Here is a 21,840-nt window from a genome sequence, read left to right as displayed (position 1 = left end):
CGAACGACGGCTATTGAGCCTCCGTATCGCCGACTTCGAGGAAGTCCCGTTCGCCTAAGATAGCCGTTTCATGCACGTAATATTTGAACTCAAGCAGGTTCTGAGAGGGATCTTCCAGAAAGAATGTCAGGTGTTCGATCCTGGTTCCGGCGAACCGGCGGCGGGGCTGCTGATAGAATTTCAGTTTGTTGGCTTTGGCGCGGTCGGCCATCGCTTGCCAATCCGCCTCCCGGGTAAAAATCAGGCCGAAGTGACGGGGATATACGCCTTTCTGCGGGATCGCCGAACCTTTGATGAGATGCGCCACCAATTGATGGCCCGCCAATCCCAACGTCACCGCTGTGCCAGATTCGCGCCCCAAGACACAGCCGAGTCCCTCGACGTAAAAACGCTTGGCTTCTTCCAAGCTCGTGACAGGAAACGCCAGGTGAAAAATGATCATGCCAGGCTCGACATCGATCCAGGGACAGTTGGCCGCCCTCCGATTTCTGTTTGGAATACCATACCATCGTTCGCTGAGCAATGGCGGGGAGTCGGTTCACGGAATCCTCTGTTGCGAGGCAGAATTCCGGGTCAGCTGAAGCGATCGCGGACGGTCGGCGTGCCGATGCCGTTCCAGTAGCCCGCGGACATCCGGGGCGTGACATGCCGGATGGCGAACGAACCGGATGGCGAGAGCACGAGCGTGCCTGCCGATCCGCCGGTCCGCCGAACCAGCCGATTCAGCGCCGCATCAGCCGCATACCGGGGCGTCCGTCCCTGTTCGAGCAGGCAGGCGACGTCCTTTGCGGCGCTAACGCGGATGATGCTCTCTCCCAATCCGGTCATCGAGACCGCGCCGGATTCATTGTCCGCATAAACGCCGCACCCGAGGAGCGGCGTGTCCCCCACGCGACCCGGCAGCATGATATCAACCCCGCCGGTCGAGGCGCCGGCCGCCACGGACCCGCTCATGTCCAGGGCCACCGCCCCCACGGTTTCCTTCCCGCTTGCCTTCCGCATGCGCGCCGAGCGGGCCATGTCCCGGTACAATTTCACGACGGCCGCCGCGGCAGCAGCGCGCCGCCGGCCGCTGGGCCGGCGGCGCGTGGCTCTCTGCCGAGGCAGCCGCTCAACGCGAAAGTAGCGCGCAAATCTCGTGGCCGGTATACCGACCAGCAAAACATGCGGCGTCCGTTCCATGACGAGCCGCGCCGCCGTGATGGGATGCAGCATCTGCTCAATGGAAGCGACGCCTCCGCCCTTCAACGTTCGGCCGTCCATGATCGACGCATCCATCCGTTGCGCGTGGTCCAATTGCCGATTGGAACCGAGTCCCGCATTGAACAGGCCCGACGCTTCCAACACCCGGATAGCCGTCTCGACCACATGAATGGCCGGCATTCCCGCGTCGAGCAGCCGATGGCCGTCCAGGAGCGCCTGTTCGAGACAGCGGGCTTGCCCGGCCGACATCGGACGCCGTCCCGCGCCTCCATGTACCAAAAGAATGGGGCGAGGCGGTTTCAATTTAAGAGAAGCTTCTTCACTTTGCGGTAGGAGGGATCCTGCATCCGGTCCAAATCGCTTCGGACAAAGCCCAACGCCGTCACGCAGAGCTCAAAGTTCTCCGACAGCTTGCGGAACAGCGGGGACTCCAGATCGGCATCCGATGAGCGGCAGGTGGCGACAATACCATAGGACCGTTTGCCGGTCTTTACGTAATCCACCAGAAAATCCTTATGATAAATCATGCTCGCGCTTTTCAAACGGCGCAGGTACTCCGGGAACAGCCCGGCCATGAAGAGGGTGAAGTCACCGATGTGCCGGTGGACCTCCTGCTCCCGGCCCAGTGAATGCGCGTCGAGCAGGATTTCCGATTCAAACAGCAGGCCGACCACGGTGTCGATGGTCTTTCCGTGCTTGTCCTGTATTCTATAGAGCTGGTCGGTGTGGGTGAACTCGACGAGCAAGTTGGAAATGTAATCACTGACCTTGAGATCCGGCCATCCCAAATGCTCCGAAAAGCTCTTCTCGGTCAAGGTCCCGAAAAGCTGGCGAAGTGGATGGTTCGGGGGGATCGCGTTTCCCATGTCCATCTCCTCCGGGGTCGGTAACTACATAACTCAATGCAGTATATCAGACAATAGCAGGGTGCCTGAACCCCGTCTTTTATTCCAGTAGCGTTCTCGGTTCGAACCCCATTAGACTTGAGGGCTCGATTCGAAGCGGCCGATCCGACGACTGTCCAGCAGGAATGTGACCGGTCCATCGTTCACCAGATCCACCTTCATATAGGCGCCGAAGCGGCCGGTTTCAACCGAAAGCCCCCTTCTCCGAAGCGCTGATTCGACTCGTTCGTAGAGAGCCCGCGCTTCGTCCGGCGCCGCGGCGTCACCAAAATCCGGCCGGCGTCCCTTGGTCGTATCTCCGACTAGCGTAAATTGGGAAATGAGCAGCACCGCTCCCTGACTGTCAGCAACCGACCGATTCATTTTCCCGGCCTCGTCGCCGAAGATTCGCAGCGAATGGACCTTGTCGGCGATATATTGCGCATCCGGTTCGTCGTCCCCTCTTGCCACACCAAGCAAAACCACCAGACCGCTTCCGATCCGTCCGACAATGGTTCCGTCCACTTCGACCGACGCACGAGTCACCCGCTGAAGGACGGCTTTCATGTAACGGCTCCCCCTACAGTGCGATTTCGTGATTTCGTGATTTTGCAAAGTGTAGACTTCACTAACTCACCAACTCACCAAATCGTACGTTCACAGTGTTCCCTCCAATTTCAGGAGCCTTCGCTTCATGGGCAGGCCGCAGCCGAATCCGCCCAGCGATCCATCATGCGAGATGATTCGATGGCACGGAACGACGATCGGAACCGGATTCGCCCCCAAAGCCATGCCGACCGCCCGCGCATACTGCTTTCCTCCGACCCGCGTTGCGACCCATTGATAGGACCGCACCCGGCCATAGGGAATACGAAGAATCACCCGCCACACTCGCCGTTGAAACGGGGTACCGGCCGACATATCTACCGGCATGGAGAAGTCCCGCCGTCCGCCGGCCAGGTATTCAATCAATTGCGCCTTGGCTTCATCCAGCATCGACTTCGCCGCTCCGTTCGATTCACAGTCTTTCGTCGCGGGCCGCCCGTTCTTTCCTCCCGACCGGGGCGAACGCAGCAGCACAATCGATGTGATGCCCTTCTCCGACGCGGTCAGCTCAACCCAACCCCACTGTGTCCGAAAAACGGCGGTGTTTTCTTCCTGCATATCATCGACCTCCGACCCTACCAGCCACTCGCCCGAGTTTCCGTTTCACCATCCCCAAGAAGACATCAAGCTCGTCCGATTTCAACAGGACATGCATACCCACGTATCCCGTCACACTCACAGCGATGCCTGCACACAGCATCACGGACTTCAACAGCCATTGGCCCTCCTGCGCCCACATCTGAGCGCTCGCCACCCACCAACAGGCCAGGGCGACCGGCGCACAGGCCAGCAGGACCCTCCCAGCCGATCGTCCGACCGCAAGCCAATCCACGCTCCCCAACCGGCGGTTCAATGCGGCGACGAGAATCGTTCCATTCAGCATCGAGGCCAGCGCCGTGGCCAATGCCAGTCCCGGCGCACCTAATGGCCCCATCAGTAACAGCGAGAACAGGATATTGGCGACAACGGCCGCCGCGGCGGTATAGGCCGGGGTCTTCGTATCTTGGAGTGAGTAGAAGGCAGCCACGATGATCCGCACCCCGGCAAAGGCCCAAAGGCCGGCGGCATAGCAGAGGACCGCCGTGGCCGTTTCCATCGTATCGGTCTTCGTGAACGAGCCGTGCTCAAAGAACAAATGCACGATCGGCTGTCGCAACAAGATCAATCCCAACATGGCCGGCAGAATGATGAACAAGATCATCCGGAGCCCGAATCCCAATGTCGTCCGCAACTCATCCAACGCGCCGCGCGCCGCCTGGGCAGAAAGGGTCGGCAAGATGGCGGTGGCCAGCGCCACGCCGAAAATACCCAACGGAAACTGAATGAGCCGCATGCCGTAAAACAGATAGGTGGGCCCCCCGGCAAAGAATGAAGCGAGGATTGTGCTCACGGTAATATTGATCTGCGTCACGGACAGTCCGAGCAACGATGGCACCATCAGCAGGCCGATCCGCTTCACGCCGGGATGAGCCGGCTGAAAGCGCCAGCCGAACAGCATCCCGCGCCACTTCAATCCGGGCAATTGCATCGCAAACTGTGCGGCACCACCCGCCACGACCCCGATCGCCACGCCGATGATCGGATCGGGCAATTGAGGCGAAAGAAATAGGGCGCAACCGATGATAAAAATGTTGAAGAAGACCGGCGAAAAGGCCGGCGCGGCGAACGCCCGCATCGAGTTCAGGATGCCCATGGCCAACGCGGCCAGGCTGATGAACAAGAGATAGGGAAACATGACCCGGGTGAGGACGGTGGTCAGCGCGAGCTTCTGCGGCTCATCATGAAAGCCCGGTGCCATCAGCCAGACGATTCCCGGCGAGGCGACAATGCCCACCAGCGTAATAGCCGTGACGATTGTCAGCAAGGTCGTGAAGGTGGCGCTTGCCAGTTCCCAAGCGTCGCGTTTGGTTTTCAAGGTTTGATATTCGGTGAAGACGGGAATGAAGGCGGAGGACATGGACCCTTCAGCGAACAATTCGCGGAGGAGGTTCGGAATGCGATAGGCGACGAAGAACGCATCGGCGGCGGGTGTCGCGCCGAACAACCGGGCCAAGACCATATCGCGGACGAAACCGAGGACACGGCTGGAAAACGTGGCCACGCCGATCAGGCCAGCAGCCCGGACAACCGAATGGTTTTCTTCTTGAGTTTTGGTCGGAACAGCCGGCGCCGCGGCGGGATCACTCATCGAAGCGGATTGTAGCGGAATGGTTATCGGCAGTCCATTTCTCTCGTTCGCTTGACGCCATATCAGGCTGCGCTACTCTTGGGACTGGTCCAAAACTTTTCGCGGCCCGGCAATCGCCCGCTGCCTGGCTCCATGTGGGGGAAAGCTTGGCGGATTCTCAGCAACATCTCTATCATTGCAGGAGGACAACGTTATGGTTCGATCGACCGTGTGGACTTCACTGGCATGTAGCTGTGTCTTGTTCTCTGTGACGGTCGCGCAAGCAGCCGGCAATCCGGACAATGGGCCGGGCTGCGGGCTGGGCAAACTGGCCTGGATGGATTATGCGAGCCAGAAGCAAATCGCGCCTCAAGTCATGATGGCGACGACGAACGGAACGTTCGGCAGTCAGACCTTCGGCATCTCGTCAGGAACATCCGGCTGCACGAATGACGGCGTCGTCATGAAGAATAAGCACGTCAGTCTCGCGGCCGCCTCGTTCGAGAGTCTGGGGCAGGAGATGGCGCAGGGACAAGGAGAGCATCTGGCGTCCCTTGCCACCCTGCTTGGAGTTGCCGAGAAAGATCAGGCGGCGTTCTTTGCGCTGGTCCAGGAACAATTCACGACATTGATGGAATCGGGCAAAGCCACTCCGCTGGCGATGCTCCAAGCACTCCAAGCAGCGATGGCCCAGGACCCGGTCCTTGCCAAGGCGTCGTTCGCCAGCGATCCATCGTTTGGAGAGATGAAGTAGCCCGGCGGGTTTTCGTGACTAAAATTTCGGGGAGCATACTGGCAATAGCTCCTGATCGTCTGACAAACAACACTCTCATCGAAGTCCCGTCTGAGGGGGAAGAAGCATCAGCCTGCGTGTACGAGCACCCTAACAAACGCTGTACACAGAAAGTGGTAGGGGAAGTGAACGTCCTCGGGGTTCATCTGATTGGATAGATCTCTTCATCTCTGTTTTGGCGAAAGACGTAGAGCAGCAGATCGCCTGGGGTGTTGATCGAGGATGGGGCCTTTCCAAGATAACCCTGAACTCCTGAATTCCCTAATGTGCTCAACGCCATCCCCCCCCAACTCATTCCATCCTACTCCATCAAAGTTTTGGACTTCCCGCAAACCAGGCTGGGTCTTGTTAGTCTGAGTTAGCTGGAGGTGAGTTGCAGAGAAGCCATCTCACGGCCCCTGTATCAATTCATCCGGCAGTTCGTTGGGATTATCGCCGGGTCTCGGCGGGCAATATTGCGCCAATAGGACACCGGCCCGTTCAATGCCCCGGCAGAGGCCGCCGATGACATCACCGGTTTTCACTGGCCCCACGATCTCCAGCACAATCTGATCCCACAAGCCGGCCGGCGCCAGATCGAACAAGGGTTGATCGGCCAGCACATAGACCTGGTGTTCCAACAGCGAAATCATGATCAAGAGGCCGTTGCGGTCGCGCGTCCGCGACAGGCCATGTTGAGCGAACGCCCGTTCCGCTCGCAGCTTGACTTTATGGCGCATGCGGTCGGCCGGAGTGAACAATCGAATGATCGGGTCAAGACGTCCGAGCCAGTGACCGATCCCATACGCGATCAGAGTCGCGAGGAGGAGCCACGCCGAATTGGCCGCATGCCAGCCCCACGGGAGCCAGGCTGCTTCCACTGTGAGCAGCGTCGTCAGCACCGCGCCTGCCGTAGTCAAGGCGGCGCGGTACCGAGCATCTCGATAGAGGCCGGACCGCATGACGATCATCGGCACAATCTCGGCACTGGTCAGTCTTTCGGCTGCCGCAACCGCCTGTTGCACGCGGGCCCGTTCTTCCTGAGTCAGATGCAAGCGCTCACCAGTCTCCACTGGCCCCCCCTCCGCCAAAATCGCCCCCACCGCCGGAAAATCCGCCTGATCCGCCAAACGAACCTCCGAACCCGCCCTGTCCCCAACCGCCACCTCGACTGCTGTATGAGATCCAGTCGTCTGCCGGAAACCCGCCATGCCGTCGTCGGCCCGACGCCTGCGACAACGAACCGAACAGGGTGACAAGGGCGAGACTGGCCAATCCAGCCATGAGAGCCGGCGCGAGCCAGGGCGCCGCAAGAAACGAGATGCCGCCTCCCGCCGCCGCACCCAAGAAGCGATGCACCCGGGACAAGCCCAGGCCGATGATCACTCCAATGATCACCGCGAACAACACACCACCGATTCGATCATCGAGCTGGGCCGGACCGGCCGGGCGTTCAGGCGCCTGGTAGGTCCCTTCGACCGTCTTCAATATCGCATCCACGCCGGCAGTAACGCCTCCGGCATAATCGCCGGCTCGGAAACGCGGGACGATTTCGTTGCGGATGATTTGGGCTGAACGTGCGTCGGTGAGAGCTCCTTCGAGGCCATAGCCGACCTCAATGCGGACCTTTCGGTCTTTAATCGCGACCAAGAGCAACACGCCGTTGTCGGTCCCTTTCTGTCCCAGTTTCCAGGTCGTGGCCACTCGGTGCGAGAAATCGAACAGGGGCTCGCCTTCCAATGACGGCACGATCAGCACGGCGACTTGGTTCGTCGTCTTCGCTTCATGCGCCTGAAGGCGCTCGGATAATTGGGCGGCGGTTGGGGGAGACAGGATCTGGGCCAAATCGACGACACGGCCGGTAAGCGGCGGCACCTCCAGCGCGTGCGCCAGGGGCGGTAACATCAGCAATCCGTACAGCACCCACCCGACGAGTACCGCAGACGCTGGTCGGCTTTCGGCCCGCATGGCGATCCCAGGGGAGTGATGGATTTAGAACTTCACTTCCGGCGGCTTGGCCACCGCCTTTTCATCCGCTACGGTGAAGTTCGGCTTTTCCTCCATATGCAGGAGAAATTTGGCGGTCAGATTGGTGGGAAAGAACCGGACCATCTTATTGAATTCCGCTACCCGGTCGATATAGCGCTTGCGGGCCACGGCAATCCGGTTTTCCGTGCCTTCTAGTTGACTCTGCAGATCACGGAAGTTCTGATCGGCCTTCAGGTTGGGATAGTTCTCCGCCACGGCAATGAGCCGACCGAGCGCGGAAGAGAGCGATTGCTGCGCTTTTTGAAATTGCTCGAAGGCGGCCGGATCACGCAAGGTTTCCGGAGTCACTTGTACGCTGGTCGCCTGAGCCCGGGCCTTGACCACGCTCTCCAGCGTCTCACGCTCGTGGGCGGCATACCCCTTGACCGTATTGACCAGATTCGGAATGAGATCGGCCCGCCGCTGATACTGGTTCACGACTTCACTCCAGGCGGCTTTCGTATCCTCGTCGAGCCCTTGCAGATCGTTATAGCCACAGCCGGATAGCGCCGGTACGAAGACCACGACCATGAGAGCGAAGACAACGGATCGAGTCGGCTTCATCGCGATTCCTCCTTGCCGGTATCATTGTGAAGGTTTTGAGCACTCACGGCGCGGACACTCAGACCTTCTACTCATGGCCGCCGCTTCTAACCTGCACGAAGGCCATGAGTCGTTTATTTTCCTGGGCCGCTCGGAGAAACTTGAAGGCAATGCCTCGGGAGCCGACCGACCGCACCATGGCGGCCACCTCCAGCGGAGGCTCATGCTCTCCCAGCGCGATTTGCAGGTAGAAAATATCATCGACATGGACGGGGGCATCGCTTTGGATCATACAGCCGCCCATGGAGATGTCGAGCACGGTGCCCTCCCCCTTAATACGGCCGCCCGAGAAAGACAGAAACAGGCGTACCGGAATCCGCAGATGCTGTCTCCGATCGACAAATTGCATCGATGAGGAACGCCCGAGGCGGGAGGCCAGGAAACGATGGCTGCAGGACTGGCAATGGAACGGTGAGTAGAATGCCAGATAAGCCAAGCGCTCGGGGAGCGTCCTGCAGCGAGCGCGGAGCATGCGATCTTTTCCACAATGAGGGCACGTCAGCGGCCTGGCCATGATCCCCATGCATCATGGTTCATCCGCTATACTCTCCCGAGCTAATCATATACGGATTCCTAATTGTGGGACGACCACAGTCATGCCGCCATAGCCATAGCAGATTCATGATGAATCACGCGGCCGGCCCCCGGTCGGCAGGAAACATCTCATGATAGTAGTTTCTTCGGATCAATACCAGATTTACCCGGAACAGAGCAGGGAATTAAGTGCGGGTCCGGAAGCGGCCGTGAGGGAAGGGCGGACTCCCGGTCAGGCTTGCGCCCGCCGCGGGAAGCCGATAAGAATGCCGCTCATGAAGATTCGACATCCCTCTGCCGGATCGAGATTGCCGTTCGCCATGCTGATCTTGGCGTTCGCCTGTTCGTCCGGCTGCGATGGAGATGCTCAGCCGGTACGCATAACCGCGCAGGATTTTCGATTCACCCCTGATACCATTCATTTGACGAGTTCGCGACCGATCCATCTCACGCTCTACAATGAAGGACGGGAAGCGCATGAATTCGAAAGCCCTTTCTTCGCAGATCGCTCGGCTGTCATCGAGTCCCTCACCATTGCGGGCCAACCGGCGGAGCCGGGCCGCCTCCGTATCGCTCCGGGCCGGCGCATGGAACTCATGCTCCGGCTTTCGCCGGGAACTTACCTATTCTTCTGTAAGGTGAAGGGACATTCCGGGATGGCAGGCATGTTTATCGTGGAATAGGACCGGTCACGCCTCTGTATCGTGGACCAATTTGAATAATTGTTTCTCCGGCACAAGGGCCTTGCCATCGCGCCGCCAGTAATGCCGCCCCGCTTCACCGGCCATGAATGCCCGCTGGCGATTCAGTCGTTCTTCGGATAACACATTCTTTAAGATCGCATAGCGCACATCCCCATCCGGACCAAGGATCACGGTGGCGCCTCCGTAAAAATCAAATGCCATTCCGGTCTTCCGGTCCCGCACGCGCCGGCGTTGCGTGATCTCCGCCACCAGATCAAACGCGATCTGACCGTCTGGTCCGGCTCGTCTCGACGATCGGATGGATTGCACGCACGGCGGCTCGATGGTATCGCCCTGATATTCGCCCGGTTCGGCCAACCCGAAGAGCCTCAAATGCTCGCGCTTGCAGACTTCCTTCGCGAGCGCCGTCGCCTGTTGGCGCAATTCATGCCCATCTGCGGCATGGCCGGGATCCCCTGAGAACCTCAGCTCAGCAAAACTTAACTTTTTGATTTTCGGAATCGGCCTGCTCGTCGGTCGCCACACCAGCGCGTCTTCCGACAAGCTTGAAACATGACGTGGATAGATGCCCCTGCGGCGAAACGCATCGATCCAGGCTTCTCGATAGGCCCAGGGATCATCCGCGACCAATTCGGAATCTGCCGTGATCACGGCACGCAGAAAATCACCGAACCACAGATCGACCGGCGGGCAATAATCAATCGCGCGGATGCAGATATTCAAGAATTGTCCGGCGAGTTGGCTGGCCTCCTTGGCGAGAATCTCTTTCAAGTCCGCCGGAAGCTCCCCCGGCGGCAGAATCCCGCGCCCCCCCGAGGCCAATCGGAAATAGCGTTCGGTCTTTCTTTTGAAGATGGTTGTGAAGGCTTCAAAGACCGCCGACGCCAGAACGGATCCGAGGCGATGGGGCTCATCCCCCGCGTTTTGATAGGACGGCGGCCGCGAACCATCGACGACGTCGATCGCCGTGCGGAGCGGCTGATCGGATCCCGTGGTATGCCCGAACTGCTCGGCGAGCGCTCCGAGGAGGTTGGCTCGGCGCATTTCCCCTTGCGACTGCCGGATGGCGGCTTCTACCACTTCCTTGTAGCCGAAGTGTTGGAAAATCGCGACGAGGTCGGCAAATGCTTCATGAAACGCCACGACATCGGGACCGGTGGGATGGGTAAAGTGTGCCCGCAGGCCATCGAGAACGGCGTGAGTCATTTCATGTGCCACGATGTCATGGGAGAGGCAGGTGAAAACCCAGCCGCCTGGAAGGTTGCGGCCGGTGACCTTGTCACTCGCTTTGTAATAGCCGAAGGAAAGCTCGCCCTGTTCTTTATCGTAAAAGGCGTTCTTTCCATCGAATGCATGGGGGCGAATGAGCAGCCTCTCGCGATGCTGTCCGCCGGTATCGAATCCCCATGGCAGATCTCGTCCGAGCGCGGACTTGAAGGCTCCGTACACCGTACTGCACACCGCGTAGCACATTTCCTGATGGAACATGGGATCGGATGGCGACGGATCCCGTCCGTCCTTCATCAGAAGAAACGGATCGTTCAGGTCGACCGGGCGATAGCGGACCTTCGCCGCACCGTCGAAGTTATCGACTTCGAGAACCGCGCCCTTGGGTCCCGGTTGGAGCGACTCATACGGAACGTTGATCTGCGCAATAGCCCCATCCAGGCGAGAAGTGGATGGATCCAAGGTATAGATTCTCAGCGGGCGAAAGAGTGGGTCGCCTTTCTGTCTCTGATACGGACGGATATGTGCGCCATGGTGCACGCCGTCGCCGATCTCAAAACGAACCTGCCCAAAGCGTGCGGTTTCTTCGGCTACGTCAGGGCGGTCCTCCTGGCTTTGCGCAATCGCTGCGCTTGCCGGAGGTGTGGACGGAACGATTCTTTCCAGCCGGTCCGTCATGACTTGACCTTTTCCTCCAACAACGTGGTCAGAGCTTTCATGATGTGGGCGAAGGTCTCCAATTCAACGGTGATTGAGCCGTTCGCGGCTATCGCCGGTAACTTGCCGTTACTCTTGTGCACTTCGGCCGGTTTGGCCGGCGCCGTTCTCTCCAGCGGCTGGAGCAACACCGATGCCCCGGCGGATGGCGCGCAATCAAGCGTGGGATGTTGCTGTGGCATTGATCCGAAGGCTCGCGTTACCTGATCCTGAAATTGTTCATGTGTCAATCCGGCGATGCCGGCGCGCAAGATTTTTGTTGCACGAACAGTGAAATCACCGTGCCCGTCGCTCTCGTAAGCGACCTCCGACGGCAGACAGGCTGAGAACGTCACCTCGCGCATGGTTTCCGGGCCGCGCTGCCCGGCTGTCCGTGTGCGGCCCATCCCGCGACGGAACTCCAGATGGGCGCGTTTCATGGCCGGGGTCGCGGGAAGAAATCGGCGCCGCCGATCGCCGCCTCCGTCACCCTGCGGCCCACCGACCGCAAAGCGCGTGATAGTCCCGGAATGGCAACAATCGATGAAGCAGGTCACATTGAGCCCCTCCGGGATGGTACGGAAGACGGCCGCAACGTCATCATCGATCACAAACCGCCCGTCGGCAAAATCGTACGAACAGATCGCTTGATCCTGTCCCGTTTCATCGTCCCCATCCTCGTCTGGGAGCTGTGTTCCATGTCCGGCGTACTGAAATACCACCACGTCACCCGGCGAGCCGGCGGCAATCAGCTCTTTCAAGGCGTCCAATATGGCTTGCCTGGTCGCCTCCTCGTTGAGCAGCAATACCGGCTCTTCAAATCCCAGTTGTCGTAACGTGTCCGCCCATTCCCGCGCATCGGCCACACAGCCGGCTAAAGGCGCAGTCGGATAGCGATCGATTCCGATACACAACGCTCGCCGCCTGCCTCCCCGTCTGCCATTTACCGCATTCTGGTCCATACGGGCCTGCAATGTCGCGGCGGCCGGCATGATTCGCTGGGAGCCCACAGGATCAAACGGCGGAGCCTGCCGCGCCGGGCGCGTCATCTCTTGGACTTCGATCGGCTTCTCCATGACGCCCGCCCAGATATCACGGGCGGCGCGGGTGGCCTCCAGTGGAAAGTCTTTGGCCAGTGGATCGGTATCATTCCGGTTGATGATTCGTCTGACGACACTGTTCATCGTCGGCGCATCATTGTCGAAGCCGCCGTGGCTGATCGATGTGCTGGCGCTCCGTCCCGTTGTGGCCAAAGTCTTCGACCAGATGATTTCTCCGTGCGATGGCGCCGTGCCGTCCAGCCCGAACAGTTTCCTTAACCGGTCATTGTCGCGCAATGAGGTCTCTAATCCGAGAATCGGCGTCCTTTTGTCCGGCTCGAGCGCATGGTGAATCAGGTACAGAAGGGACTTGTGATACACGTTGGCGCAATGATCAGCCTTTTCCAGATCTTGATTCATCGTGAAGACGACCAAGTTCTTAATATCTTGGCCGACGCGACCAGCCAATTGGCCAAGAAAGGCATCGACTGTTATCGCCGGTGCGAGGAAATGCATGGAGGTAAATGGAGACGTCCCCAGGTTCAAGGCGGCCGGCACAAAATGCGAATGGAAAATCGATCCGGCGCTATGGCCGACGGCGTGTAACTCAAGCTGGTCGCCCCGGCTGCGGCACAAATCCTTCAGCTTTTGCGCCACATAGAGAGCGCCCCCGTCAGAAGCGACCGACCGCTCTGCGCTTCGCTTCATCCCCGACCAGATCGTCACCCCGCCGAACGCATGGCAAAAGGCCTCAATGGCCGGATCCAATGTAAAATCCCAGAAATCCCGCGGAACAGCCCTCGGTACTTCCCGACCGGATCGCGCCAGCAATTGTTTCAGGGTTTCCAGAAAGCCGGTCTCCCACACAAAATGGATCGGATAGACGCCGTTGGCTTTCCACCACTCCAACTGCTGGTAGGCTATCCAGAGCCCGTCCGCTTCTGACGTCAGCCCGCCATGCGCGTAAAAGACAATCCTGTTGGTCTCACCTTGGTGCTGGTCCAACCACTTCGGAAGGTGCTCGCCAAACATCGCATCGACATCCGCACGCCGGGTTTGGAAGAGTCCGTCTGTCGAGAACTGTCCCTGCTTGAGATTCACGACGTGCTCGCGCAGTTTGTGAAGGATATCGGGTGTTAATCGACCGGCTCCATCCCCGCCGCCCCGTGCAATCGCTCGACCTCTGGCGGCCGCGACAAACGTATCATAGCGATCGCCTTCCTCCGACGGCTCGGCGTCCCAGGAATCCGCCGTGCGGGCCGGCACGCCGGACGCCTCAAGCGCCTCATGAATCAGCAACGTTTCGTTCCCGAAGGGACGATCGGCCGGAGATCGCATGCCCTGGGGTGCCTCCGTTGCTCGGGCTGATTCAGTTAGGCGTCCTTGAACTTCGTCAAGAAAGGAACGATGATTCATCGAAGATCCCGGACAGCTTTTATGCGACATCTGATTGTGGAACCGAACAGCTTCGACTGATAGCCCGAACCGGTTGAGGAGGTGGGCGATCACGTGCAGCACGGCTTCTCGCTGATTGCCTTCGAGACGATCCTGCCCGGTGTCGAAATCTCCGATCATCTCAATCATAAATGGACCGAACCCTGCGGTCCCATTGTGCCCGGCCGCGCTCGCCGGCGGAACATTCCAATTCCGCCCCGTCCAGAGCGTGCCGTCGGGCGCGACTGTCAGATGCTGCGCGATGTCCGACCAACCTTTTTCCTCGGTATGATAGCGCCACATGGAGACGATCGTCTCAAGGCCTTTGTAGTCCCTATGCCTCGGTCGCCATGTGTGATGGAGATGAACGGCGTTGATCAGCCGGGTAAAGGGAAATTGGGCCAAGAGATCGGAAAATTCGTCTGCGGTGAATTGTTGAAAGGAGCGCGCCATAGTAACCTCCTGCAAATCTGGTGAGTCGCTGGGTATGACCCATCGCCGCCGGAATCTATGCCGTCAATAAGGATTCATGCCGGCCCGAATCGGCCGTTCGCAATCCACGTTAGAGCGCCAACTGAAGACTTCCAGATGCTTCGGTGCAGACCCGAAAGGGTGGAATGGTTTCATGGCGAAACGATGCACGGATAAAGCAGGAGACAGAGCAATGCCGGACAGATCCTGCGCAAGCAACTTCAATACCGAACCGCATCACGCATCGGGCAAGGCACCTTTACTGATAAATTGCATACTTAGAGTGAATTCATCGTTGCACCGGGGAGGGTGGCCGTTATCCATATGGATACACCTGTATCCGTAAGGGTACGGTCTCCCGCATCTGCCGAGAACGTCTACAACCTTATCCTTGGTCGGCGCCGGAGATTACGGACGAATACGAGACGCGGCTTGGAACGCATGAGGAGAGACAGCGGTTACGTCTTTGTGAGGGCGGGCGCACTTCTTACCTGGCTTCGACGTGCAACATGCGATCATGAGCAATCTTTTCGGCTGCGACCTCGGCCATCGTCCTATGGCCAGCGGCATTCACGTGCACTACGTCCAGAAACATGTCGTCTGTAATAATGCCCATTTCCTGCAAGTCCACGAAAGGAACTTCATGACGCTTGAACGCCGCTTTCACAGTATCCCGGAATAGCTGGTAATCCGCATGACTTCCGACTTCCGGTTGGATCATGCATAGAAATCGATAGTGGAACGCAGCGGCCAGTTTGTTCATTTTGACGATGTTTGCGACATAGGTTTCGGCCGCCGCTTCCACAGGAAGCCATCGCGCTTCTTCCGGCGCCCTCATGCCTGTCCAGATCCCCAGTTTGGACTCGCTCAATCGAGCGGTGACCCTGGGGAAGAGCAGCTGCGGGAGATAACCGGCCCGCTTTAACAGAGACGCATTTCTCTGGTCCGCCAGCCTCCGGAGTCGACCCTCAATTTGTTCGAATCCATTCGTTCCCAAGAGCCGCCTGTCTTTGAGTTCCTTTCGTTTCGAATAGTCGTTCCATCCGTCCAAGGCCAGCACCAGATCAGGCTGCAGATCGACCAGGTTCATCAAGAGATAAGCCAATTCCTGGCCGGAACTGTGCCCGATGACGGCGCCGTTGATGACCTCGGCGTTCAGCAAGTCTCCGAGTTGGCTGGCGAATGTCTCACTGTCCTGATCCAGGCCGGTCCCGAACGCGGTCGATCCGCCGACGACGACGATTCTTTGCCTCGGACCATGCACGAGTTCAGTCTCCGGGCCGCGAAACCCCATTCGATTGATCCTGAAATATGGTGTGTGGTGATCGGGAAGATTGGAATAGACGGCAAAGGGATGTAATGCCAACTTCAGCGGTCCTCTGTGTTCGTGACTGACTCGAAAGCCGTCGTGAGTCACGAACTGCCAGGTATAGTGCGGCCTAATTTGCTTGGATTGGATCTCCCATTCACGGGCATGGTCGGCCTCCAATTTTAGTTCCCATGCACAGACGAACAGGAAGGAGACGGCCATGAGGCCGACCAGCACGATTCCCCCGGCGGCGACACAGACGGTGAATCGTCTCTGATTCGAAAGAGGCGCCGACGCTCCGGTCGGAATCTGCGAGAGGCTTCCACTTTCGTCAAGCATGCCCGGCATACGACAAACCGGATCGTACAATCACGGAGTACATACGCTGCTCACGGTCGGAACAAACGCGCTGATTCGTCCGGTCGGATCCCCGACATGATGCGGAAAGGGTCACGAGTTGATGGCGGTGCGGCGTCACACTACACCGCCGTGTACTCGCACGCAATTTCAAGGCCGCGGGGAACGGCCTCTCGTGTCGATTCAGAGAGCGATTCGATTCTTACGAAAGCTTAAGAAATTATGCCGCCGTACGCTCAGCCACTCGTCGGTTGAGAACCGGTACAGCCACCGCCGTTCCGAGCGGAACCGCTCATCACCAATGGGAGCAATCCGCTCAAGGTTCGCGCCGCATGGTGAACGTGATTGACACCGTTACGTAGGCCCCGGATATGAAACGGGGGAAGCCTCTCGTCGAGACTTCCCCCGTCTGCTTACCGCAGGTCGATAGCTCGATGCACTCTACCGAGCCGAGACAGAGATCGCTTGGCCTCCCTGCTCGGCCGGTTCGGAAGCCTGCTGAGAGCCTGCTTGCGCGCCCGTCAGCGGTTTGATCCGGCCATCGTTCGGCGGAAGGACCCGGAGGTACCCCCACTGGCCGGACTGCGAGTACGGCAACCGCTGGTTGCTCCAGACATAGTCGCCCGGCATGCGGAAGTGACCGCCGGCCGACGGAAGGAACGCGTCCAAGTATTCCGACCCACTGAACTCGACGACACTGATCTGATCAGCACCGCGCATGAAAGGTTCGATCGGCCATTCATGCTTCTCCACGCTGAACATGCCGTTTTGTTCGTTGCTGGCGCCGAACACGTGAATCCGCACGGGATCGCCGGCGTGCGCTTCGATGATCGGCGTGGCGGGGTCCTCCGGCTTATCGACGACGCAAGGCTGGAACACCTTGCCCAGCGAGCAACCGGTCTCCTCTCGGAACTTATACGGCTCGGCCCGATAATTAACCGCGGTCAGCCCCGCCGTGTTTTGCACATAGGGCATGAAGCTGGTCCCGATGATGTTGTCTTCGTCCTGGAAGAACAACGCGACATCGCGATAGTTCGTCCGATTCTCATATCCTGGAATCGTGCGGTCAACGATGACATCCGCCACCCAGCTGTTCTTGGTGGAAACATCCGCGCCGGTCTTGGGATCCCGGTACTTCGCTCCCTTCGGCCCGATCACCAGCGCTCCGTAGAGGCCGCTGCGCGGGTTCACCATCACGTTGCCCCAATCCCACACCAACGAGGCGGTCTCGCCGAGGAAGGGATCGGCGTAATAGGTGTAGGTCCGGCTCTCTCCAGGCGCCACCGTCTGTTCGCCGGGATTGTTGCCGACATTGGCGCCCAATGAATCCTTGGGATCGAAGGCCAACCCCAGAGCCGAAAACGACGCCCGGCCTTCTTTCATCTTGTTTGTCAGCTTGACCTTGAGGCAGTCGCCCACATTCGCCCGCAAGGTCAACGGCATGGGCTGGGCGCCCGATGCCACGGTCGAGGCTTCTTCTTCCAACGCGTAAATCTTGGCGTCGGGATTCACCATTTTAATCGTACGCTCGAAATCCACTTCGATGGCATCCGGCGCTTTCGGGTTCAACTTCATGGATGGATAGTCCAGCGCCACGACGTTGAAGCTCTTCACCGGCGCCTCCGCCGGACAGACCGAGAGCGGCTTCGGAATTTCGTTCCGGCGGCTATAGCCGGCCGGGAGCTTCTGGAGGTCCGGAACTTCCTTGTCCAACACCCGCATAATCCCCCAGGCGCCTTCGGAAAACTTCGACCCCCGCCCGTTGAAGTGAATGTAGTCACCCGGCTGGAGTCTCGGTCCACCCGCTTGCGGCACCACGAGGTCGTAGCGCTCCGCGATGCCGATATGGATCGAGTTCTTCCGGTTTGCATCGCCCGCATAACGTTCCGTCAGATACGTATGCCCCGACAAGGTCCAGACCATCGTCTCATTGGCCATGGTCTGGAGCAACCGGAACACCACCGTATCGCCCAGGTAAGCGCGCACCATCGGCGTATAAGGATCGCCGTGGACGGCGCTGCTGAAAAGCTTGGATGGGTCCGGATTGGCTTTCAAGCGGCCGGAGATCGGCTCGGCCTTGAAATTCAAACCGCCGCCGGTTGTGTGCGTTCCTCCGTTGAGGAAGCCCATCGGTGTCATCGGAATGTTCTCCGGCATGGGGAACGAGACTGTCTTCCCCGCCTCAAGCGCCACTTCAATGGGCTGACCCGGAGGATTACCTTCCGTTACGATGTTCACGGTATGGGGCACGCTGTCGTTCAGCTGCACCATGAGTTCCCGGAAGCTGCCGTTCACGCCGTAGCCGACCGGCTCCGCAGTCCGGATGTCCGCGATAGGTCCGCTCCGGATTTGCTTTCCCGTCTTGGGATCATGATAGGTGGATCCCACCGGCTCGATAATGATGGTCCCGAAGCCTCCATGCGGCCAAGTCACTCGGCCTAAGGCATGGTCATGCCAGAACACCGTCCCGACATCGGAATCCACCCAGAACCGCTGGCGGACGAACTCAACCGTCACGATATCCTTCACCGGATGATCGTGCTTCAACGGCCGGTAGAGCGTGATCTGATTGCCCTTGACGGACTTGACCCGCCCGATTTCGTTCCCGCCGACGTTATCCGCGCCGATCAAAAGCTCCACATTGGGCTGGTATTGCGCCGCATTCTTCAAAGTGATGACGCGCTCGCCTTTCTTAGCCGCCTTCGTGAACACGGTGTTCATCGGCAGCGGCAACCCCTTGTTGATCTTCTTATCGAGCATCGTGAACGGGCGCACCGACTGCTCATACGAGAAGCCGGTGATCACGCCGTCCGACGACTGATTGTCGAACTGCAGGAAATGCCAATGGGTGTTGATTTTGGACGCGTGGAAGTTGACGTGGTCGTCGTCCTCCCATTCGCTGGTCAACATCCAGTCGACGCAATCATAAATATTCGCCCGCACCACCAGCGGATACTTGATGTCGGCCTTGCGGACCTGGGCCTCTTCCTCGTGCAACACGTAGAGCAGGCCGCCTTTGTCCACAACGGCCGGCGTATCACCCTGCTTGTCGGCCAACGTTATCGGCGTCTGGATGAAGTGCACGTTGTACTTCTTGGACCCCGCGTTCTCAGGACACATGCTCCAACGGCCGTTCTCGCCCGGCTTTGCCGGATAGGAGCTCGGCAAGCCATCCTCGTCGAGATGGATCATGTCAAGCCACGGCGATGGATTATGATTCTGCGAGAACGGCACACGCCGCCCGAAGTGCGGCTTCAAATGAGGCCACGCGACCTTGCCCGTGGCTGCCTCAAAGACAATCGGGAGCCGCTTTCCAGGTTGGGTCGATTGATACCGTGGATTCGGCACGGTGTTCTCCCGTTCGGTCATGGCGCGATTGCCCTGCCAGTTCCAATCCAGAACGCTGGCGTCGTAGGCAAGGGTCTGCCCCTTCTCATCGTCTTTCTGACCCGGCCTCCCCTGCGGGGGAAGCTGCATTTCGACCCAGTCCTTCACCGTCACCACGGCCGGGTCGGCCTTCCAGTCGGTCTTGCCCTTATCGATGATCTTGAATTCCTTGCCGAACCAATCCACCGTCTTGCCGATCAACTCATCGGACGTGATGCCCGTCTTGATGCGGCCCTGCCGATCGGGCAATTCACGAAGATCCGGCATCACGTCGTTGTGATGCTCGGCCTGCTGCAAGGTGTTGTACACCCGCCAATAACCCCACATGCCCGCGATGTAATGGTGCGCAACGTGGCAGTGGAATAAGAAGTCCCCCGCCAACTGCTGGCACAATCCGGACCCGCACTCGGTCTCCAGATCCATCGTCTCGGACGGACCGATGACCTCGACGTCAACGCGGTCCGACTTCATCCGGATCACCGGATACTTCACCGGCCCGTTCTTGGCCGCATGCCACAAGGGCATTTCATCGATGGCCCGCGGGCTCCGCGGCCAGCGGATCGACCCGCCGTGCGGATGGTGCGAATGGAACACTTCGGAGCCTCCGTGCACCAGCCGGAATTTGGCCGGGTCGCCCAGATAGCTGCGCGGAATCGTCGTGGCCGGATCGCCAAACGTGTAGGCGCTGTAGGCCATCGACTCATCCTCAAAACCGAAGTACTCGTGTTGTGTTTGCATGTTATCGACGCCGAACGGCTCACTGCGATAGTTCAGAGCGCGCGCCACCGGCCGGTAGACGTCGGTCAACGGATCCCGCTGCGGAATGAAGTCGCCTTTCTTATTCAATGGCCGGAACGCTTCATCGCCGACCTCGTGATAGATCAGCACGAACTCGCGGAAATCCGGCCCCGTTCCATTCTTGATGATGGCCTGCCAGCCGCTCTTCATCGGTGTCGGCTCGCCGGTTCCCAGCGGGTCGAGATACTCGGAGCCCTTGGGCTCGATCACAAAAGTGCCGAACAGGCCCATGACGGTCAATTCACGATCATTGCTGTAGGAATGGAACTGGCGGCCTCCTTCCTGTTGGGTCGGCGGAATGTACCATTCAAGATCTACCGCCTTGCCTTGGGCTGCGATGCTGTCCGGATTGGTCGTCGTCGCGGGCTGGCCAGTGCCGGCCACAATCATGCTGGAACCGTGAATATTGAGGCTGACTTCCTCGCCGCCCTCCAGTTGATTGCGAAGCGTGATCTTGACGCAATCACCCTGGTTTCCCCGAATCACAAGGGGTTGAATCCATTGATCCTGGATACCATTCCTGACGGCACCGGGATCATACCCTTCTTTATCACGGGCTTCTTTATTCTTCGCTTCTTCCTCGCGAACCTTGTCGATATTCTCGGTGAGCACGTACATGTAGCCGGGGTAGAAATCGAGCCACATATTCAGCGAGATTTCGACGTCGATCGCGGAAATATCATACTGTCTCACCGGTGCGGCGGCAGGGCAGCGTCCACCCGACGTGGACACCGGCTCCACGCCGGAATTGGACATCAGCAGGATGTCCTGATTACCGGCGCCGTACTGGTGCATCATATTAATGTTGTTAAAGTAGCCCTCGCCTCGCTGCGCCTCGACATCGCGCGTCATCTGCTCATTGATTTTATCCATTACGCGTTGATGCTGGTGTTCCATCATGGCCGTTCGCTCGGCATGGCCTTCCTGAACGTCCTCGATGATGGTTTGGCCTTTGAGCTGCTCGGCCCAGGCCGGTAGCTCATGCTGATGCGCCTGATTGCCGGCCGGCGCACCCCATCCCGACTGCCCCGCTCCCAAGACCAGCGCGACCGCCGCCGCCATGCTCAAAGCATTCCGCCATCTCTTTGTACACTGTCTCCTTGCTTTGGGATTACCCCGGCCTTTCACTGCTTGCATTACGCAGACCTCCTCGTGAGACGTAATAAAAATGATGTCGTCGCTTGCTGATGTATGTAATGGAGTCCGGTGGGGCCGCGTGAGCGGAACGGGAACCGTCAGGAGGCCGATCCATCTTTTTCCCTAGTTCCCCACCGGACAGTCGTATTCCACAAAGATCTTGGCTCATCAAATAGAATGAGAGGCTACAGAGCGCTCGCAAATTTCATTCCTTCATCGAATACAAGCAGTCATGCAAAAAGCCTTGAAATTCAGACAGTCAATCGATCTTGATCCAACCACAACATGGAGAAAGGGGATCTTGTCGCCCCATGTCATAAGCGGTGAAGAGCGGTTGGCCCTGTCCCTAGTGAAATATCAGATGGGATGACGACGCCCCCTGCATGGGGCGCGGACGCCCCGTTACACGACTGACGTGGCTGGATAACCGGACAATTCCGCGTCGCCGAATGTGACGATTCTCGGATTTGAGGCGAGTTCTGT

Annotated in this window: 16 protein-coding genes; 2 read left to right on the top strand and 14 right to left on the bottom strand. The window is 58.9% G+C overall.

The annotated features are described in order from the left end of the window. Nucleotides 1-10: 10 nt before the first annotated feature. From ACWGXE_RS01050 to murJ, 6 genes are all read right to left on the bottom strand, one after another. Entirely contained in the window at nt 11-442 is a 432-nt protein-coding gene (locus ACWGXE_RS01050; RefSeq protein WP_447600592.1) for a VOC family protein, read from the bottom strand. A gap of 131 nt (nt 443-573) precedes the next feature. Then, entirely contained in the window at nt 574-1,452 is an 879-nt protein-coding gene (locus ACWGXE_RS01045; RefSeq protein ID WP_447600590.1) for an isoaspartyl peptidase/L-asparaginase family protein, read from the bottom strand. 50 nt (nt 1,453-1,502) lie between these two features. Further along, entirely contained in the window at nt 1,503-2,069 is a 567-nt protein-coding gene (locus tag ACWGXE_RS01040) for a hypothetical protein (RefSeq protein ID WP_447600589.1), read from the bottom strand. Nucleotides 2,070-2,180: 111 nt separating this feature from the next. After that, nucleotides 2,181-2,654, bottom strand: a complete 474-nt coding sequence (dtd, locus tag ACWGXE_RS01035; protein ID WP_447600588.1) for a D-aminoacyl-tRNA deacylase — start codon at nt 2,652-2,654, stop codon at nt 2,181-2,183. A gap of 90 nt (nt 2,655-2,744) precedes the next feature. Further along, a complete protein-coding gene (locus tag ACWGXE_RS01030) occupies nt 2,745-3,251 on the bottom strand; it encodes a methylated-DNA--[protein]-cysteine S-methyltransferase (RefSeq protein ID WP_447600586.1) in 507 nt (168 codons plus the stop codon). 1 nt (nt 3,252) lies between these two features. Continuing rightward, entirely contained in the window at nt 3,253-4,881 is a 1,629-nt protein-coding gene (murJ, locus tag ACWGXE_RS01025; protein ID WP_447600585.1) for a murein biosynthesis integral membrane protein MurJ, read from the bottom strand. Between the two features lie 193 nt (nt 4,882-5,074). Here murJ and ACWGXE_RS01020 point away from each other — a divergent pair, with 193 nt between their 5' ends. Beyond that, nucleotides 5,075-5,614: a DUF3015 domain-containing protein gene (locus tag ACWGXE_RS01020; RefSeq protein WP_447600583.1), complete on the top strand. Its 540-nt coding sequence runs from the start codon at nt 5,075-5,077 to the stop codon at nt 5,612-5,614. A 428-nt stretch (nt 5,615-6,042) separates the two neighbouring features. On the opposite strand, the gene ACWGXE_RS01015 is transcribed toward ACWGXE_RS01020, so the two are convergent. The 4 genes from ACWGXE_RS01015 to ACWGXE_RS01000 all read right to left on the bottom strand — a co-directional run bounded on the left by ACWGXE_RS01015 (nt 6,043) and on the right by ACWGXE_RS01000 (nt 8,735). Then, nucleotides 6,043-6,705, bottom strand: coding sequence for a TPM domain-containing protein (locus tag ACWGXE_RS01015; protein ID WP_447600582.1), 663 nt, complete (start codon nt 6,703-6,705; stop codon nt 6,043-6,045). Then, nucleotides 6,692-7,600 carry a TPM domain-containing protein gene (locus tag ACWGXE_RS01010; RefSeq protein ID WP_447600580.1) on the bottom strand — a complete coding sequence of 303 codons (909 nt, stop codon included), beginning with the start codon at nt 7,598-7,600 and terminating at the stop codon, nt 6,692-6,694. Before ACWGXE_RS01010 ends, ACWGXE_RS01015 begins: the two co-directional genes overlap by 14 nt. A 24-nt stretch (nt 7,601-7,624) precedes the next feature. Then, nucleotides 7,625-8,224, bottom strand: a complete 600-nt coding sequence (locus ACWGXE_RS01005) for a LemA family protein (protein ID WP_447600578.1) — start codon at nt 8,222-8,224, stop codon at nt 7,625-7,627. Between the two features lie 67 nt (nt 8,225-8,291). Next, a complete protein-coding gene (locus ACWGXE_RS01000; protein ID WP_447600576.1) occupies nt 8,292-8,735 on the bottom strand; it encodes a PilZ domain-containing protein in 444 nt (147 codons plus the stop codon). 337 nt (nt 8,736-9,072) lie between these two features. Between ACWGXE_RS01000 and ACWGXE_RS00995 the strand changes: the two genes are divergently transcribed. Further along, a complete protein-coding gene (locus tag ACWGXE_RS00995; protein ID WP_447600575.1) occupies nt 9,073-9,480 on the top strand; it encodes a cupredoxin domain-containing protein in 408 nt (135 codons plus the stop codon). A 6-nt stretch (nt 9,481-9,486) separates the two neighbouring features. On the opposite strand, the gene ACWGXE_RS00990 is transcribed toward ACWGXE_RS00995, so the two are convergent. The 4 genes from ACWGXE_RS00990 to ACWGXE_RS00975 all read right to left on the bottom strand — a co-directional run bounded on the left by ACWGXE_RS00990 (nt 9,487) and on the right by ACWGXE_RS00975 (nt 21,357). Further along, on the bottom strand, nt 9,487-11,406 hold the full coding sequence (locus ACWGXE_RS00990; RefSeq protein WP_447600574.1) for a peptidase M4: 1,920 nt from the start codon (nt 11,404-11,406) through the stop codon (nt 9,487-9,489). After that, nucleotides 11,403-14,351 (bottom strand): caspase family protein, encoded by a 2,949-nt coding sequence (locus tag ACWGXE_RS00985; protein WP_447600573.1) that lies wholly within the window; start codon nt 14,349-14,351, stop codon nt 11,403-11,405. Before ACWGXE_RS00985 ends, ACWGXE_RS00990 begins: the two co-directional genes overlap by 4 nt. A 505-nt stretch (nt 14,352-14,856) precedes the next feature. Next, a complete protein-coding gene (locus ACWGXE_RS00980; protein ID WP_447600571.1) occupies nt 14,857-16,026 on the bottom strand; it encodes an SGNH/GDSL hydrolase family protein in 1,170 nt (389 codons plus the stop codon). Between the two features lie 450 nt (nt 16,027-16,476). Beyond that, complete coding sequence (locus tag ACWGXE_RS00975) at nt 16,477-21,357, bottom strand: multicopper oxidase domain-containing protein (protein WP_447600569.1); 4,881 nt, start codon at nt 21,355-21,357, stop codon at nt 16,477-16,479. Between the last annotated feature and the right edge of the window lie 483 nt (nt 21,358-21,840).

The sequence above is a fragment of the Nitrospira sp. Nam80 genome (assembly GCF_965152575.1).
This window is presented reverse-complemented; position numbering and strand designations above follow the sequence as displayed.

Excerpts from the sequence above, each read along its gene's own strand:
- ACWGXE_RS01045 (WP_447600590.1), bottom strand. The coding sequence starts at position 1,452 with ATGTCGGCCGGGCAAGCCCGCTGTCTCGAACAGGCGCTCCTGGACGGC.
- ACWGXE_RS00990 (WP_447600574.1), bottom strand. The coding sequence starts at position 11,406 with ATGACGGACCGGCTGGAAAGAATCGTTCCGTCCACACCTCCGGCAAGC.
- ACWGXE_RS01030 (WP_447600586.1), bottom strand. The coding sequence starts at position 3,251 with ATGCAGGAAGAAAACACCGCCGTTTTTCGGACACAGTGGGGTTGGGTT.
- ACWGXE_RS01020 (WP_447600583.1), top strand. The coding sequence starts at position 5,075 with ATGGTTCGATCGACCGTGTGGACTTCACTGGCATGTAGCTGTGTCTTG.
- ACWGXE_RS00980 (WP_447600571.1), bottom strand. The coding sequence starts at position 16,026 with ATGCCGGGCATGCTTGACGAAAGTGGAAGCCTCTCGCAGATTCCGACC.
- ACWGXE_RS01000 (WP_447600576.1), bottom strand. The coding sequence starts at position 8,735 with ATGCTCCGCGCTCGCTGCAGGACGCTCCCCGAGCGCTTGGCTTATCTG.
- ACWGXE_RS00975 (WP_447600569.1), bottom strand. The coding sequence starts at position 21,357 with ATGCAAGCAGTGAAAGGCCGGGGTAATCCCAAAGCAAGGAGACAGTGT.
- ACWGXE_RS00995 (WP_447600575.1), top strand. The coding sequence starts at position 9,073 with ATGAAGATTCGACATCCCTCTGCCGGATCGAGATTGCCGTTCGCCATG.
- dtd (WP_447600588.1), bottom strand. The coding sequence starts at position 2,654 with ATGAAAGCCGTCCTTCAGCGGGTGACTCGTGCGTCGGTCGAAGTGGAC.
- ACWGXE_RS01040 (WP_447600589.1), bottom strand. The coding sequence starts at position 2,069 with ATGGGAAACGCGATCCCCCCGAACCATCCACTTCGCCAGCTTTTCGGG.
- ACWGXE_RS00985 (WP_447600573.1), bottom strand. The coding sequence starts at position 14,351 with ATGGCGCGCTCCTTTCAACAATTCACCGCAGACGAATTTTCCGATCTC.
- ACWGXE_RS01050 (WP_447600592.1), bottom strand. The coding sequence starts at position 442 with ATGATCATTTTTCACCTGGCGTTTCCTGTCACGAGCTTGGAAGAAGCC.
- murJ (WP_447600585.1), bottom strand. The coding sequence starts at position 4,881 with ATGAGTGATCCCGCCGCGGCGCCGGCTGTTCCGACCAAAACTCAAGAA.
- ACWGXE_RS01010 (WP_447600580.1), bottom strand. The coding sequence starts at position 7,600 with ATGCGGGCCGAAAGCCGACCAGCGTCTGCGGTACTCGTCGGGTGGGTG.
- ACWGXE_RS01005 (WP_447600578.1), bottom strand. The coding sequence starts at position 8,224 with ATGAAGCCGACTCGATCCGTTGTCTTCGCTCTCATGGTCGTGGTCTTC.